Raw genomic sequence first — 17,471 nt, 5'->3', positions numbered from 1 at the left:
AAAAGATTTCATAATATAAATCTAAAAATACCCACATATTTCTAATTTATTAGTTGGATTACAAGTAAAGTACTAAAAATCCCATATTAAAAAAACTAATTGGTTGTCAAGCCAATCGTCTGCCTTGTATTATTAATTTTACTAATTTATATTTATAAGCTGTTTTTAAATCTTAGTGATTCTTAATATATTTTTAGTTCTAGCTTTTGTACCTTGCTATGGACACCCTCATTTCTTAGCATAACTCTTACGCGGAGAGTCAGATTCTAATGATCATGTTTCTCCACTAAATGAAAGAGGAAAAGTGCAAGCTGAAAGATTGGCTGAATTTTTATCGGATCTCACGAAATTTGAAAATGCTATTATAATTAGTAGTCCGTTCTTACGTGCTAGCGAAACTACAGCAATTTTAACCGCACGAACAGACCAAACGTTTTGCACAGATAAGCGTTTGGAAGAGCGTAATATAGGCGATTATCAAGGTAAGGATTTATGGGGAGTTCTTAAGAACCATTTTAAAGATATGGAACATAAATTTCCAAATGGTGAATCTAATGATGAAGTGTTATCTCGTGTGAACAGCCTAATGGAAGAGCTGAAGAATAGTAATCACCAAAATATATTTTTAATTACACATCGTTTTACAATGATGCTCTTGTTTAATGAACTCGATAAAAATTTTGATTTTGACAAAGGAAGTTTAATTACAAATCCAGATGTTTATGAAATAAATTCTATTAATGGAGAGATCGTAATTAAACGATTGTGGAATGAGAAATGATTAAATTTCAAATAATCTCATGCTATACCTTTTAAATTTTGAAAGCTAGTAGTATAAGCGCTTTTTCTTATACACTTTTTTGGAAAATCGAATTATCTTACAAATAAATTAAATAACGTAAAAACCGAGATTCGAGATAATATTCAAAAACACATTAAAAGTAGTAAGTTTTTATGATATATAGCACAAAATATACTAAGGTATATGAAAATAATGCCTCCTTATAAATTAAGACATACATTTGTATATAAATTATATCTGGAAGAAAGAGACTCATTACAAGTGATGCAGTAACTTAGACATACCAGTCAAGATACAGCGTTATTATACACCCAACTTTGGGAAACAACTATTAAAGATAGTTTAAGAAGAATAGAAAAAAATAAAGAATAAGAGTTTAGCAATTACACATTGCAGACTCTTATTCTTTTTACCCTAGTTAAATATATATTTTATTATAAAGAAATTAACAATTTGAATAGATATTTTCTAAATTGGGTCAATAACATCTAAATCAATAATGGGTTTCATCACTAAATAAAAAAGCCTATTTTCTTCACATTAAATTGAGAATTTAGGCTTTTTAGTATTGAAATTTCCTTAACGTTGTAAATCCACATTTTTCTGAAGCTAAGCCATATATAAGAAATAGACTTTATTACCTCTCGTCTAAATGTCTGGATATCTACTCTTCTTAAATCACTTATAACACTACTTTTTTCCATTTTCGTATTTTAGTTCTGAAATTCGTAAATGGAGCAACTGTATTGATATGCACCCATTTCCAAATAGGCCACTTTGCTTTTGTTGTGGCCCATTTTCTTTGTTCTGGTTGAAATAATTCTACTTCAGAAAGATCATTTATCCAATCAATTAACATTTGAACTAACTTTGTTAATTCTTCCTCTTGCTGTTTTAAGGTTAACTTACCGTACTGCTTATAAAAAGATTGATAAAGCCCACCTAAGTTATTCCATTTGTAGTCCGGAGTAGGTGTTTGTACGTCAAGTCCATCTTGTTCATCTTTTTCCCATGATAATAACAAGTTAATCCACCCCAATTGATAAGAAAGGATTTCAGAAGGAGTTTTGTCCACTTCAGAGATATGTTTACCTCTCAACTCTTCAGGAATCACCTTAAATTCTTCAATAAATTTCTTATAAGCTTTATCGATTGATTTAATTAATTCTTCTGCATTCGCATACTCTTTCATAATTCTTTCACACCTTTATTTTTGATACCCCGAGCATATGGTTAATAGTCTACATTCAACCAAACTAAAAGAATCCTAAATAAATAAGATTCTTTTAGTTTGGTTGAATTTTATTTATCTTAGTTTGCTAGTTCACTTGACGATGATTTGTTTGGTATTCTTCGCCTTTATCTTTCTTGGTTATCATAATATGTTTTATCTGCGTATTTTTTATCATTTCCTCTTAGATAGGCTAAGATTACTTTTGGATTTTTTAGTAAAGCCCAGTCTCCATATGTATCAAATCTTCTGCATGAAGTTATCATTCCGTTTTTAATGGTACCGAATTTCTTATGATTTTGCTTTCCCCATTTTTTTAACCGTTTAGCAAAATCTGCATCTTCTGCCATAAGCATATTTTCATTAAATCCATTGATTGCTATAAAGTCTTTTCTATAGCACCAAAAAATCCCTACAGATATAGCTCCATACTTAAAAAGTAAGGGGATTATTAATAATATTGCGGAAACGAATATTCCTAAAGACATTCTTTCAAATTTCCCAGTTACCCCACCGCCAATGTATTTACCTGAAGCTAAATATTTATCTACATTAGACAACATAGATTCTGTCATTTGGGTATCAGCGTCTATAGTAATGATTATTTCTCCACTAGCTATTTGGGCACCTGCATTTCGAATTTTGGATAAGTTTTTATCGTTGTTTTTTAATGTAATACAATTATAAGACTTTGCTATTTCTTCTGTTTTATCTGTGCAACGATTTAAAACAACGATAACTTCAGTTTGACCTTTATATGCTTTTGATGCTTTTGCAATCGAATCTAAACATTTTTTAATATACTTTTCCTCATTGTGCGCAGGGATTATAATAGAAAATTTCACAGCTTCTTTTAAATTGATTCCTGAAGATTTGTTTGTTTCAGTCATAATATTCCCCCTTTTTCATAAAGCAAATATATACCATATATAATACATATTAACATTTATAGGGTTTTATTATAGGGGGTAGCACGTAAATCTTAACATTTGTATATCCTAAGGAATTCTCAAACACCACGTCAATATACTACTGCTGCAGTGCATCCATCTATATGTAGCCATGTTTACTCTGGACTAGATTTCCAAGAGGGACTATTATCAATACAAATAGAGCTCTTGGTATACCTAATGGTACTGCAAAGAATACATTTGTAGTAGGTGTCCCTGTTTAAAGAAGTGCCCATTTTCTTATCTGGATGTGTGGCCAGGATAATAAGTACTAATTGAACTGTTTCTGTAGATGGTAGAGCATTTCACACTACAAAATTAGTTTCTACTTTCATGCCTTTATACACTTTTGAAAAAGTGTATAAAGGCATAGATCTCTAAACAATTTAGACGAGAAAGTAGATCCTTCATGAATATCTTTTGTTACTTATGTAGAATTAAATTACATTCTAGTTAAACTCCAAATTTAATAAGATTTTACTGAGGACTAAAAAAAGAGAGCATGGCTCTCCTTTTTAATTATTTACTATTTAATTTTGTTTCAAATTAAATTAGTTGAAGCGTTACTAAAATTTTCTTCAGAAAATTAACTAGATTTTCATGCTTCTTTCATTCTGTTTTCCATAAGAGCTACATCTCTTATTCCTTGCAATATAGCAGTTGCTAATCTTTTTAAAAGTTTTTAGAATTTCACTTGTGCATGTGTAGTAGTTTCTGTAAATTTATCAGATTGACTAGCTGAAACTCCAAACGTAAGAGGTGAAAACGATATAGACGGAGAAACTTGGAATGTTGTTTCTTGATGCAAGTACTTACCATAAGCATCTATCTGAGTAGTAGTTGCTAATTTCTCAACTGTATAATAAGAGAATGCGGATAAAGTTAGTACTTTTTCGTTATAACAAGCGTAGGATTTAGTAACATCATTAGGTAAATCAATATTTAAAGCATAGCCAGAAGGTCCTTTTGACCATTTGTTGCTGTCCTTGGTATAAGTTGCATTCTTAGGTTTAGTTTTATTACAATCATACTTTAGTTTCCATTTTTGTTGTCCATATTGTGATCCTGGAGAAGGAGCCCAAAAAGAACTGTTAACACCTGTACCTATAACATCTATTTTTCTATTACTAGGCATAACACTCCATTCTATTGAAGTTTTTACCCTGTACTTTTGTTTTGCTTTTAAAGAGACAATATTAGTTGTAACCTTTTTATAAGATGTTGTATTTATATCGCTAGAAAGTTTTGCCACACCATTGCTTTTTTGAACTCTTTTTGCTTCTTCTAGTTGAACTTCATTTAAATACGTGTTCTTATCAATTTCAATTTCTTTACTTGAATTATTAACTCCATTTTCAGTAACTTTAATAAACTTTTCTTTGGTAGCTACAACTTGACCATCAATTTCTAAGTTTTTCATTATTTCCATTTCAGGCATGTCCGAAATTTCTTCTTTAGTGAAACCTAAAGACTCTAAATGTTTTATTTGTTCTATATTTAGCTCGGCAGCTTCAACTTTAATACCATCCAAATTAACTACCATAAACCCCATCAAAAAACCAACAAATAAGTATATTTTTTTCAAAATAATCCCCCTGGTTATTTTTATATTTTAATTTATTTATACAAATAATAAGGTTGTTGCATTTCAAAGGTTTTACTATTGAATTCGAATTTTTATAAATCTGCTTGATAAACCATATATCGACCACTAGCAAGGGTAACGAATACTTGATTATCTTTAATTTTTACTACAGTGCCGCTAGAAGTATAATTATTTAATTTTGTTTTTGCTTTAACAGAAATTTTATTATTTCCATCAATCTGAACCAAAAGCATCTGACCAGTGGAACTAATTACTATTGCATGTTTATCCTTGAGGGCCACCACTTTATTCCATTTATAATTTTTACTTTCTTGATCAGTCAGTTCTGAGCTCTCAATCTTTTCCCCTTCTTTATTAAAAAGGGCGAATTTTGCACCCTCTCCAACAGCTATTATAGTACCATCAGAAAGTCTGTCAATTGACGTAATATCATGTTTTGTTGATCCCCAATCCCCAAAGTTGATTACGTTTCCATTTGTTAGTGACATGACTTGATACTTTCCTTTATCACCTACCATCAAGATCAGGTGTCCACATAACTGAATTGAATCGTTAATATTCCAATCATTTGGCCATTTTCCTGTTCGTGTTACGCCATAAGAATCACCATCAAGAATAGCATAATAACCTTTATCGTAAACTAATAAAAGCCTTCCATCCAATAGTTTCTTAACAAATCTCGGATTACGTTTGTCCGATAACTGCCCTTGTTCAACTAAACCTGCAGATGAATCTACAACTTTCCATTTTCCTGATGTACCCGCAATAAAAAAGTTACCATCAGATGTTTTTACAATGCCTTTTGTAGGAAAAGAAGGTTTGTTTTTTTCATGTGAAACCATTGATCCACCAGATTCAGTGCTTAATACAGCTAAATCAGTAGAATTTCCAACAAAAATAGTATCCCCATCGATATCTACAGCTTCCTGGATAGTGCCATTTCCATCCCATTTATTACTCACAACACCATACAGATTTGCTGCATTTGCACTTGTAGGCAACATTAGTAAAGCGCTTACAAGTAATAATGTAGATAATTTCTTGAATTTAATCATTTTTTCCACCCCTTCAAAATATATTTAATAAACTGTATATTATCATATTAACACGATAGGTAATAAAAGATAAATGCTGTAGCATATTTATCAAAAGGATTCAGAATAATCAATTATATCATTTGGTATGTATATTCGATTATAAAGGTTGCCCTTTAAATATTAATAAATATAAAATTTAGCGAGGAAAAATTATGCAGAAAGGTTATGTAGGGGGCTCATCACATGCCCTATTAAGCTAAGGTATGGTACCCTATGACCTTCCGAACTTGTTGACTACATGCTTGATATTTTGTTTTTTGTTAAAAATACGTATTCAGAATAAACCTTAATAAGATCTGTTTTTAAAGGTTATGCAGAAAAGTTTTATCTATTATTTTTCTGACCCTGTTTATTTTTGTATTTCAACAATAAAGATAAAAGCCCTCCTTTAATTAGGAGGGCTTTTACCTTTCATATAAGTGAATCCGATTTTATGATTTTAAAAGTGAATGTCGTCTGTTATACCCCTATAACGCTGACTTTATTATTATACTAATGTATATAACGGAAATCAATATTATAGTAATAGGTAGATTCCCCTTGCTCCTCTTCGTTTTAGATACCTCTAATTGTCGCTTTAAAATAAAGATTGATAATATGTAAAAAAGTGTAATCAAAATTCTATGTTGATGTGCAGGATTCTTTCTTATTCAACAATCGGGCCATTTAATTGAATAAATCTAACTGTTTCTAGAGGAACTGGTCAGATTGACGGGAGAAAGTTTATTCACTCGTATTTCTTTAAAACAATAGCTGCATTATGACCTCCGAAACCAAATGAGTTAGATAGACCTATATTTATTTTCACTTGGCGAGCAACAGAAGGTACATAATCTAGATCACATAATGGATCAGGTTTTTCTAAATTAATTGTTGGAGGAATTATCTCTTCCTTTATGCTCATTGCTAAAGCAATTGCTTCAACTCCACCAGCTGCCCCTAACATATGACCAAGCATAGATTTATTAGCTGTTACCGGAATCTGATAAGCTTGTTCTCCAAACAGCTGCTTAATAGCCATCGTTTCAGAGATGTCCCCCACTTTTGTACTTGTTGCATGGGCACTAATAACATCAACTTCTTCAGGCGATATATTGGCAATTTTTAAAGCAGATCTCATTGCAAGATAAGCACCTTTACCTTCCGGATGTGTAGCTACGATATGGTGCGCATCTGAACTTGCACCATATCCAATGACTTCTGCATAAATCTTTGCCTCTCTACGTAAAGCGTGAGATAAAGATTCTAAAATTAAAATTCCAGCTCCTTCTGACATGACAAATCCATCTCGATTTTCATCAAATGGACGACTAGCCTTAGTGGGATTATCGTTTCTTGTTGATAATGCTGTAGCGTTACCAAAGCTGGCTAATGATAAGTCTATTATAGCTGACTCTGTTCCACCTGCAAATATAACGTCAGCTTCCCCAGAACGAATTAGTCTAAAGGCTTCTCCGATAGCTGTATTTCCAATTGCGCAAGCAGAAACAGGTGACATAGAAGGCCCCATCGCATTCCACTTGATACTAATTTGTGCTGCAGCAGCATTAGACATTATGGCAGGTACTAGAGTTGGGCTGACTCTTCTTGGTCCCTTCTGCCTAAGCGCATCAACATTTTCAATCAAGGTTTCAATCCCTCCGATACCTGAACCTACGTATACGCCTAACCTTTCTACATCTATACGATCGAGGTCTAACTTAGAATCTGACCAAGCTTGTTCAGCTGCAGCCAAAGCAAATTGAGAAAAACGATCTAAACGTCTTGCTTCTTTCTTTCCTAAAACTTCATCTGCATCAAAATCTTGGACGATACCCGCAATTTTTGTTTTATGATTGGTAACATCGAAAGTATCGATATTGACTATACCAGATTCCCCTTTAATTAGATTGTTCCAAAATGTTTTGATGTCGTTTCCTATAGGAGAAACTACTCCCATACCAGTAATCACAACTCTTTCCACTTTGCATTCCCTCCAATCAATAATATACTTGTATTTTACAGTCAATTTGTCCTATTACAAGGGGGGGATTTATCCTAGTATAACTACTACTAGGATAAATTGATAAGATAAGGAGTTTTAAAAATGAATAATAAAACAAGGCTTAAAGCTCTGTCGGCATTCTTAAAAGCTAAGCGCGCCCAAATTAATCCAGAGTCTATTGGTTTGTCTGCCGGAAACCGGAGAAGAACACCTGGGTTACGAAGAGAAGAGGTTGCGCAGTTAGCAGGTGTAAGCACTACTTGGTATACATGGCTAGAGCAAGGAAGAGATATAAAGGTTTCTACACTCGTACTTGATTGTATTTCTAAAGCTTTGCAATTAAATATTGATGAAACCGACTACTTATATGACCTAGCATTCGAAACAAATTCAGAAATTACAAGTCAAAAAAAAGATCAATCAAAGATTAGCCCTTCTCTAATACGAATACTAGATGAGTTAACATATTGTCCGACTATCATTACGGATCGACATTGCCATATTGTAGGCTGGAATCCTGCAGCAGCTTATGTTTTTTTAGATTTTGAACAAATACCGAATGATCAAAGAAATTTGATTCGTTTAGTATTCACTAGAAAAGAATTAAAAGCATTGGCCGTCAATTGGGACCATTTTGTGAAAGGTTTTCTTGCGATTTTCCGTACCTATTATGGACGCTATTTAGACGATGAATGGTACAGCCAGTTTATTAAAGAAATGAGTCATTCCCACCCAGAATTCCAGGATTTATGGAAAGAAAGTCAAGTGAGTAAGGCTCCAGACATGATAATTGAATTCAGACATGCTAAAGCAGGAAAAATGTTGTTTAATTTAACTTCTCTTCAAGTTCAAGGTGATATGGATTTACGGTGCAGTATCTACACACCAGTAGAGGAAACAGATACTGAAAATAAATTAAAGCGATTAATGAAGAGGGTTTCCGTTGAAAATTAATAAAGTAGGTTCATTACATTAGCAAAATGATACTGATTATTGAACAAAGTCATTATTCCTTATGGGGAAAAGTGTTAACTTTACCATGGGTGGATGGCGTTACTTGAAGGAAAATAAGCTAATTTGCATTCGAATTTCTATTTTCGGTATTCCATTATAGAGCGCTTTAATGGAGGAAAAATCACAAAAATGATCAAACTTTTTTATGAAAGATACATAGTCAATCTCAAAAGTGGAATCAATTTTGATCAAAGATTTTTCAAACTGGATTCTTTTTCTTACCATCCAAATAAAGAAAAATATTACGCAAACTCAGATCCAAAAATCAGTACAAAAAATAAAAAAGCCTAACATATTAGTCATATATAATATGTTAGGACTCTTATATTTTAGGTTTCTTTGAATTTAGGTCTTGATAACGTACGATATCCGCGTTTTGTAGTTGGTAACCCTTGATGGGCTAGCACCACACATCCATCAACTGAAGGAATTGGTAGTTCCCACAAATGAAGAAAATGAGCTAAACTCTCATACATAACTATAAAATAATAAAATTTTCGTTTTGGAGATATTTTAAAATATTAGCATGATGAGCATGTAAGGCCACTCTTAATTAAAAATTTCAAAATATCATAAGTTAACTCTTAGAAATTCATTTTTTCTAATTTATCGTTTTCCGACAGAAGACTCCTTCCTCAAAAATATGAAGGTGTGAAACACCAATTTTAGGTGGGAGATGAATGTCGGTTGGCATAAGCCAACATATTTGCTATCATTTACTTGTACAGATTGCTCTTCGAAAACTGAAGATATGAGGTTGGTTGTAGAAAAACGTTGCAACCGTAAAATCTTCAACGTTCTATCGCCCCACGCTTCTCAAAATTGCGAAAACCAAGCTAAAGTAGATAGTGTGGTGAGTCAGCGTACAAGATACTTATGTTCTCACCGTAGGGACTACGGGTAGAGCCTGCTAAGATAACTGATGGATACATCGGTGTTCGCAGGAATCTCCCACTCCAAACAGTCCGTTAGGACGTTAAGTGGTGAGTAGTTCAAGTATAGCATTTAACTGATTGTCCGATTAATCTTCTGTGCTACTTTTAGATCCTTAGTTTTAAATCCGCTATTTATAGCCCATCTATAAAATAGAAAAGAAACAATTGAAATGAGTACCATATCCCATCCATAAGTTATAATATTTAACCCACCAAATCTTTCACTTCCAATGTACGATATACAAATCATAAATAATAAATACCCCACAATCCATAATCCAGCTAAAAAATTCCTCTTAAATCCAACCCATTTTGTTTTTAATTGATAATAAAAATATATAGGTAAGCCCATAAGAATAATAAACATTACTTCTCCTGTTAATGGCCATCTTGCCCAATATAATGTTAATGATGCAAATATGAACCCTAAAGGCGCAATAATGTTTAATCTCTTTATATAGAAAGAACGATTAAAATTAGGTGCAGTTTTTCTCAAAGTCATTACTGTTATAGGTCCAGTAACATATGAAATTAATGTAGCTACTGAAATAACTTCAGCTAAAACACCCCATCCTTTAAATAAAAATAAAAAAACAAAACAAATCAATAAATTAAACATCATGGCAAATCTAGGCACACCATATATAGGATGTAATGTCCCAAAAACTTTTGGAAAATATCCATTCTTCTCCATTCCGTATAGCATGCGTGATGTGGTTGCCATATAAGTAGTACCTGTACCAGAAGGAGATACAAAAGCATCTAAATATAATACAATAACTAACCAATTAATATTTAGTGCTATCGCTAAATCAGCAAATGGTGAATTGAAATTTAAATTCGACCATCCATTAATTATCATATCGGGATTTACAGCACCGATAAAAGCAATTTGTAATAATACATATATTACAGTTGCAATTAAAATGGATCCTACAACTGCCCGAGGAATAGATTTCCCTGGATTCTTTGCTTCACCAGCCATATTAATTGGGCTTTGAAAACCATTGAATGCAAAAATAACACCAGATGTTGCCATAGCAGTTAATACATTTGACCAATTAGATACATGAAAGTCCTGATGACTAGTAAAGTTCTCTCCATGAAATCCAACAAATAGCAATGCACCAATTGTGAGACCAGGAATTATAATTTTAAATATAGTAATTAATGAATTAACTTTTGCAAATAGACTAACTGTCCAATAATTTAAAAAGAAATATATGATTATAAGTAAAGAAGCAGCTGCAAGCCCTTTTGAAGTCAGCATTCCATTATCCACTAAATCTTTGGCCCAACTTGCCCACTCCCAAGGCCACGAGCTCATATATTGTATTGAGGCTATAGCTTCAACCGGAATAACTGAGACGATGGCTATCCAATTAGCCCATGCAGCAATAAATCCTACGAAATCTCCATGTGAGTATTGGGTATATTTTACCATTCCGCCAGCCTCTGGAATCATGGCTCCTAACTCGCTATATGGTAAGGCAATAAATAATATTACAATCATTCCTAAGACCCAAGAAAAGATAGCGGCCCCTCCTGATATTTTGGCGGCCTTCCATGCACCAAATAACCAGCCAGACCCTAAAATCGAACCAATCCCAGTCATTGTAAGTGCAAAGGTTCCTAGCTTACGTTTCATATTTTTCATTTTTCACACGCTCCTCGTTTACAAAATAAATAGAATCCTCTTATTCATTAACCTTTTACTCATATATACTCCCCCTTTTTATTTAAAGTAAGAATGAAAGTTTTATAGACCAATTCGCCATAAAATTTATCTCCAATCAACTCTTTATAATGTATGTATACCCCCTATAACTCTCTCTAAACTTAAAAACTTTTAACTATATTTGTTACGGAAAAACATCATAATCCATTATGCCTCTAAATTGAGGTTTCAACGAATCTTGTTAGTGAAGCACTAATAACTACATTTGTAAGAGTGTACCTCTATATTAAGAATATTTTAGTTCTAATAGACGAAGTTCATCTTGCCTATGTTCTTAATTTGATAGGCATGGGATGTTCCTCCAGATGCATTCAAGATAGACACGAAAATGAAGGAAACTGTTATAGAAATTTCTATATTTCTTTGGTAATTTATCGCTCCTTTCTTACAAAAAACTCAACTCTATTACATCAAAAAGGTTCTGTATGAAAATATGTAGAATTAGCACATATACGGCATTTTATAAATGAAGAGGTGATTGTGTTGAAACATTTAACAAAAGCAAAAAACTCATCAACAGGTCTGAGAGGGTATTTGGAATCCTATCCGTTAACTTCATTTTTTGTAATGGCATATGTATTCTCATGGGTTGTATTAATTCCATTTATCTTATCCCAATGGGGTATTTTTCCTAAAACAAAGGCATTTGATATCTTCTTTTTTGCCAATGCATTTGTAGGCCCTATGTTAGCAGCGTATATCATGTTTCGAACTCTTGAAGGCAAGGAGTCATGGAAAAAATTTAGAAAAAGCATTCTATCTACTAAGGTCGGTTTGAAGTGGTACTTGTTTACTCTCATCGTTATCCCCGCTGCAATGTTTCTGGGGATGGTGATAGTAAATGGAGAGATACCTACTTTCCGTGACCTTAATTTTGAATTTTTTATAACCTATCTCTTCTCTTTTGTAGCAATTTTCTTTCTCGGTGGGCCTTTACCCGAGGAAATCGGATGGCGTGGTTTCGCTCTGCCTCGATTACAATCGAAATTTGGACCGTTAAAAGCTACTTTACTACTTAGTGTTTTGTGGACTTTTTGGCATCTTCCACATTTCTTAACGGCTGCACAAAGGGGGGGCCCGGGTTCTGACCTTTCTCTCCTATATATTCATTTACCAATTTTTATTTTACTATGTTTGCCGATTTCAATTCTTCTTACTTGGGTCTATAACTGCAATCACGGTAACTTATTTATTGTCATGCTAATTCATGCGAGTGTAAATACGTTTAGTTTGGTACAAACTCATTCCACCAACCCTGTTTTAAAGAATACGGATATATTTGTAGTGATAGGATTGGGATTTGTTGCTTTACTTATTCTTATTTTCACACGGGGCAACCTGGGATATAGCCAAACTTTTAATGAAGTAGAGTTCAGTAACAATGAAAATATTAGTAAGAGGTAGAATCTGCCGCCCTCGCGCTTGGCCCATACAGCAGCTGTTTTCTTCGGTAACACATTGTTTTCTAATTTTCGGGCTAAATATTGAGTCAGCACATTTTGCCCCAATCCCGGCGATAATTCATATGTGCTCTCTCTCAAAAATTCGCCCCGATGGTCACATAGCTTACATTGAGTATGACGAAAGAGAAAACTGTAAAGATTTGAAAATAAAGTTGAATGATTTAAAAAAACTACTATTTATGGCATGAAGTAAGAACTTTCTAGTATAAACATTAAAACAATAGAGTTTCATATGCCCCCACAACTATCAGTGGGGGCATTTTATATTAAATGAATTGCATTAAAACCAACTTCTAACTGAATTTTTCCAATTAATTCCCTATATTGATTAATAATACTAATATCTATTTCCAATATTACATTCATGTTTTTTCAACTCTAAGGTCACCATGGATACTAAACATTACCCTCAAAATTCTTCACATATTCTAATAATGTTTGATATTGTTGATCAAGGGCATACTCATCTGTTCCAATTGGTGATTTAAAAAAGAGTGAAAGATGTTCCATTATTCCTACTTTCCTCTCTCTAAGTGCATGATCCATAAAACGGGACAAATCAATTATTAGAGGCGCAGCTAAAATCGAATCGATACCTAGCCAATTAATTTTCATTGTCATTCGTTCTCCTAACCAACCTTCAAAATCAATCGTATCCCAGGCCTCTTTCCTATCTCCTCGGACAGGAAAGTAATCAATTCTTACTTTATGATCAAAATTACTGTACCCCAATATTTGTTCTAACCCAATGGATTTCGAATCAATTTTTGTTGAAGAATGTATTGGATGTTCCAAAACTGCACCATCTTGATTCCCTAAGATATTCGTGCTATACCACCCGACAATATTCAATCCGCGTTGTTTAAACATTTTTCCTAAAACATGTTTATATAAAGTCTGACCTGTCCGTCCATCTTTTCCTGCTGTCGGAACAGCTTGTAATTCTGCTAATTCCTGTAGTGCTGGTATCTCAGTCGTCACACTTGGCGTGAAATTTACATAGGCACATTTTGATTTCATAGCTGCATAGGCATAAAGCATACTCGGTCGAATATCCGATGAATTTTCCCTTAACCCTGTCTCAAATGCTTTTAAAGACTGATATAATGAATGATTTTTTGTCTTTGCTTCCGTTGAAGCAGTATTTATCACAACAATTCTCTCAAGATTATATTTTTTTCTAAAATCTTCAATGTCTGCCTGAATTTGATTCACTGCGCTCATTAAGTTCTCAGGCTCTCCTGTCAGACTATAGACTCCTTTAACAAAATCATTTACATTAGCCAGTGGTGCTTGCCAAATAGGAACATCATTGAGTTGCACTTCAATTTTCTGCAAAATAGATTCCTGAATGATACCATATTTTTGTACTACTTCTATCAATGAATCCTTTTGTATATCCCATCCACCAAAAGCAATCTGATCGAGTGGAGTTAGCTGTAGTGTCTCGAATTCTTTCTCTGTAGAAATAACGCCCTTTAGTGGAGCAAGATTTTGATTGACTGCAAAGATTCCGGAAATTGTTGTTGTTGCAACTGCGCCTAGTACTCCAACAAATAACACACCTATCTGATATGTCATTCTTTCACCACCCCTCATTCCCCACAAGTTTTAGCAACAAGTCATGGACTTCGGTTGCTTCTAATGTATCTGGAAGTTCAAAATCTCTCCCTGTTACTACAAGTGACACATAATCTCCTTTATCCTTTGCTGGTAAACCGTGAGATCCTTTGATTCGCTCCGGTTCTAGTGGTATTTGGAATGTCTTTGGATTTACAAACAGCTCTACCGGATCATAACCAGGCTTCCTATGAATATCTACATTGTATGCAAATTCTGGTGCCTGTTCATCGTTCAACCACCAGTAATACACAAACCAACTGTCAGGTTCCGCAATTGCAATTAATTGCCCTGAAAGCTCGTGATTAACCTTATGAGCCCGCTTCTCCTCTTCTCCCCATACCTCGGCTATACCTGGTATTCTCTCCAGAATTGCTTTCACTACCCCAATATCACGTGAATCTTGAATATATACATGGGCCAATTGATGGTCTGCTAAAGCAAAAGCTTTTGACATTTCTAAATCGAGAAAATCCATATTTTCAATATGCTTGATAGCCACATATCCCTCTTTATTCAACGTTTGATTGATAAATATAGGTCTATTAACTGTCTTAAAGTTGTATTCTGATAAAATAACTAGCCGTGTTTGCTCCTTCAAGTTGCGCTCTTCCAATTGCTCGACAAAGTTTCCAATTAAACTGTCAATTTCTTTAATGGATCTCTTCGCAGCTTCACTTTCAGGCCCAAACCTTTGTGCGTTATAATCTATATTGGGTAGATATACAAGTGATAATCTTGGTTTATATTCTTCTAAAACATCTATTGCTGCATCTAATATCCATTCACTGGATTTAACTGAAGAGAGCGGACCCCAGAAGCTCTTCAAATCGAACTCCCCATATTTCCCCCTCAATTTTTCATATAGCCCCCTCGGCTTTGAATCACACCACATAATTGTTTTTTTATCGAGATGAATTGGGGCAGGAGTAACTACATAGTCTGCTGTGCTCAACTTACTGAACTGCCAAAACAACACTGCTGTTTCAGCTGTCAAATCTTCTCCCTTCAACTTCTCCCATATCTTTTTACCTTCAACAGGTAGCATTGTTTGATTCCACATTGTTATCTCTTTTGTATCCCAATTCGGAAGACCGTTACAAATAATTCCATGTTCAGCTGGTGAGGTTCCAGTAATATACGTAGCCTGCATTGAACCAGTTACAGCCGGAAATACAGGTTTAATTTTTGCTTGTTGGCCATTCTCTAGCAACTTCTGAATATTTGGGGTTAATTCAGCATCATTTAGATGCTCCTCCGTCAAACTAATAATATCTAATACAACCACGTTCTTTTTCTCCATAGATATCATCCTTTCATCTATGTAACGGGAAAGATATGAGACATGATATAGCTTATGATTAGGAAAGAAGATACAGAAAAGAAAGCTGGCCATCCTCCAAATGAAGCAGCAATTGCTCCATCCAATAATGGAAGACCAATTATACATGTTCCTACTGCTTTTTTAATATTAGATGATATTGGATTTGCTAATGCTGGTAAAATCCCTGAAAAAGTCCATAATAAAAAAACTATTACCGTAATAACAGTTGTTCCCCATACACCATAGAAATGCAAAAGCAAAATAGCAATAGCACATGTTAAGACCGCTCCTGCCATAATTCTTACTCGTATAGGATAAAGGCCGGATCCAACCTCACCTTTAGACATTACAGTAACAGTGAAAATATATATAAACCCTAATCCCGCTAACCACCAAAATTCTACTAATTTATCTGGTACAATACTTAATCCTAGTAACAAGTTAACTCCTCTACAAAGCCCCATCGTTAATGGTCCTAAAATGTCATAATGCTTTGAATAGCGATTATATACAAATACCAACATAATGAGGATACAAGCAATTAAAAAGCTGATACCTGAAACAAAACATACAGATATGATACCTACAGTAAGAAGCACAAAACTAAAACATAAAGCAGAATGAATTGATATACGACCAGATGGTAAAGGTCTCTCAGGGCGCTCACTTTTATCTATTTCAAAATCAAAAAAATCATTTAAAATAATCCCTGACGCATATATACATGCGCTTGCTAACAGAAGAAGAATAACCTGACTGAAATAACTTTGATTCAAAACTATTCCTGCAATCCAGGTGCCTGCCAATATATCTGCCATCGCTGTAAAGGTATTTGGAAATCTTATCAGTTCAAAATAAGTACGAATTCTTCTCATAGGCTGTTAAGGATACTTTGCACATAGTCATAAGATTCTTTGGCAGCCGATATTGCATGATTTTCATAAGGATATAATTCAATGGTAATAAAACCGTCATAACCCGTTTTCTTTATAGATTGTAAAACTTCCAGGATAGGAATAGCACCGTGACCAGGAATTAGATGCTCATGTACACGATTTGCTGCAATATCCTCCAGATGATAATGTTGTGTATATGGTAGCAATTTATAAACCAATGCAGCGGGATCTTCTCCAACACAAAAGAAATGTCCTATATCAAAATTTAATGCAATTGCCTGCGAAGGAACAGCCTTCTTAAATTCTATAAATTGATCTGATGTTTCAATTAATAAATCAGGCTCAGGTTCAACAAGGATTGTTACGCCAGACTTTTCGGCATGATCAGCCAATTCTTCCATTGCAGAAATAAAAACTTTATTTGCCCATTCCCTCCCTACATTGATGAGTGGCCCCCCTGGTTCGGTAGATAGTGTCTTTGCACCGAGTTTTTGAGCTAAATCAATACAGTTATGGGTATGTTCTATACGTTGTCTTCTTTCTGTTTCATCTATCTCTACAAAAGACGGGTGCCAATTATCTTTTATTCCATACAGCATGAATGCATTCAAATTTGATATAATCATGTTCCTTTGCTTCAACTTGTCTTTTATCATGAGTATTTTCTCATTCGTTACTTCAGGTGGAAAAGCATGCGGGATATCTAATAAGATTTCTATGCCTTCATATCCGATTTCGGATAATATATCTATTGTTTTTAACAGGTCATATCTTTTAAATCCATTACTGCTATATGCAAGTTTCATAATCT

At 33.9% G+C, this 17,471-nt stretch carries 13 protein-coding genes and 1 pseudogene; 4 read left to right on the top strand and 10 right to left on the bottom strand.

The window, feature by feature from the left end:
• Window positions 1-304 precede the first annotated feature (304 nt).
• Both DN407_RS28375 and DN407_RS28370 read left to right on the top strand, forming a co-directional pair.
• Window positions 305-781: a histidine phosphatase family protein gene (locus DN407_RS28375; RefSeq protein ID WP_149216921.1), complete on the top strand. Its 477-nt coding sequence runs from the start codon at window positions 305-307 to the stop codon at window positions 779-781.
• 188 nt (window positions 782-969) lie between these two features.
• A pseudogene (locus DN407_RS28370) lies at window positions 970-1,174 on the top strand (tyrosine recombinase XerS); the annotation flags it as partial.
• A gap of 310 nt (window positions 1,175-1,484) precedes the next feature.
• Here the strand turns inward: DN407_RS28370 and DN407_RS28365 are convergent.
• From DN407_RS28365 to fabF, 5 genes are all read right to left on the bottom strand, one after another.
• Window positions 1,485-1,994: a ClbS/DfsB family four-helix bundle protein gene (locus tag DN407_RS28365; RefSeq protein WP_149216920.1), complete on the bottom strand. Its 510-nt coding sequence runs from the start codon at window positions 1,992-1,994 to the stop codon at window positions 1,485-1,487.
• Window positions 1,995-2,161: 167 nt separating this feature from the next.
• Window positions 2,162-2,923: a glycosyltransferase gene (locus DN407_RS28360; protein WP_149216919.1), complete on the bottom strand. Its 762-nt coding sequence runs from the start codon at window positions 2,921-2,923 to the stop codon at window positions 2,162-2,164.
• 742 nt (window positions 2,924-3,665) lie between these two features.
• Window positions 3,666-4,568: a hypothetical protein gene (locus tag DN407_RS28355; protein ID WP_149216918.1), complete on the bottom strand. Its 903-nt coding sequence runs from the start codon at window positions 4,566-4,568 to the stop codon at window positions 3,666-3,668.
• Between the two features lie 92 nt (window positions 4,569-4,660).
• Complete coding sequence (locus DN407_RS28350) at window positions 4,661-5,644, bottom strand: hypothetical protein (protein WP_149216917.1); 984 nt, start codon at window positions 5,642-5,644, stop codon at window positions 4,661-4,663.
• A 769-nt stretch (window positions 5,645-6,413) separates the two neighbouring features.
• Window positions 6,414-7,649 carry a beta-ketoacyl-ACP synthase II gene (fabF, locus tag DN407_RS28345; protein WP_149216916.1) on the bottom strand — a complete coding sequence of 412 codons (1,236 nt, stop codon included), beginning with the start codon at window positions 7,647-7,649 and terminating at the stop codon, window positions 6,414-6,416.
• A gap of 123 nt (window positions 7,650-7,772) precedes the next feature.
• Between fabF and DN407_RS28340 the strand changes: the two genes are divergently transcribed.
• A complete protein-coding gene (locus DN407_RS28340; RefSeq protein WP_149216915.1) occupies window positions 7,773-8,624 on the top strand; it encodes a helix-turn-helix transcriptional regulator in 852 nt (283 codons plus the stop codon).
• Between the two features lie 1,065 nt (window positions 8,625-9,689).
• Here DN407_RS28340 and DN407_RS28330 read toward each other — a convergent pair.
• Window positions 9,690-11,276, bottom strand: a complete 1,587-nt coding sequence (locus tag DN407_RS28330) for a glutamate/serine transporter AimA (protein WP_149216914.1) — start codon at window positions 11,274-11,276, stop codon at window positions 9,690-9,692.
• 564 nt (window positions 11,277-11,840) lie between these two features.
• Between DN407_RS28330 and DN407_RS28320 the strand changes: the two genes are divergently transcribed.
• Window positions 11,841-12,761 carry a CPBP family intramembrane glutamic endopeptidase gene (locus DN407_RS28320; RefSeq protein ID WP_149216912.1) on the top strand — a complete coding sequence of 307 codons (921 nt, stop codon included), beginning with the start codon at window positions 11,841-11,843 and terminating at the stop codon, window positions 12,759-12,761.
• Window positions 12,762-13,216: 455 nt separating this feature from the next.
• Here the strand turns inward: DN407_RS28320 and DN407_RS28315 are convergent, their stop codons facing one another.
• From DN407_RS28315 to DN407_RS28300, 4 genes are read right to left on the bottom strand one after another with little or no spacing between them, the layout of a single operon-like run.
• On the bottom strand, window positions 13,217-14,401 hold the full coding sequence (locus tag DN407_RS28315; RefSeq protein ID WP_149216911.1) for an inositol-3-phosphate synthase: 1,185 nt from the start codon (window positions 14,399-14,401) through the stop codon (window positions 13,217-13,219).
• A 4-nt stretch (window positions 14,402-14,405) separates the two neighbouring features.
• The gene (locus DN407_RS28310; protein ID WP_255446546.1) at window positions 14,406-15,743 is read right to left on the bottom strand and encodes an alkaline phosphatase family protein; all 1,338 of its coding nucleotides are present in this window, start codon (window positions 15,741-15,743) and stop codon (window positions 14,406-14,408) included.
• Window positions 15,744-15,760: 17 nt separating this feature from the next.
• Window positions 15,761-16,582, bottom strand: coding sequence for a UbiA-like protein EboC (eboC, locus tag DN407_RS28305; protein WP_255446548.1), 822 nt, complete (start codon window positions 16,580-16,582; stop codon window positions 15,761-15,763).
• Window positions 16,583-16,635: 53 nt separating this feature from the next.
• On the bottom strand, window positions 16,636-17,466 hold the full coding sequence (locus tag DN407_RS28300; RefSeq protein WP_149214956.1) for a sugar phosphate isomerase/epimerase family protein: 831 nt from the start codon (window positions 17,464-17,466) through the stop codon (window positions 16,636-16,638).
• Window positions 17,467-17,471 lie beyond the last annotated feature (5 nt).

Origin of the sequence: Bacillus sp. JAS24-2 (assembly GCF_008274905.1) — a bacterium.
GTDB lineage: Bacteria > Bacillota > Bacilli > Bacillales > Bacillaceae_G > Bacillus_A > Bacillus_A cereus.
Note: the sequence above shows the minus strand (reverse complement) of the source record. Positions and strands in the feature narration are given on the sequence as shown.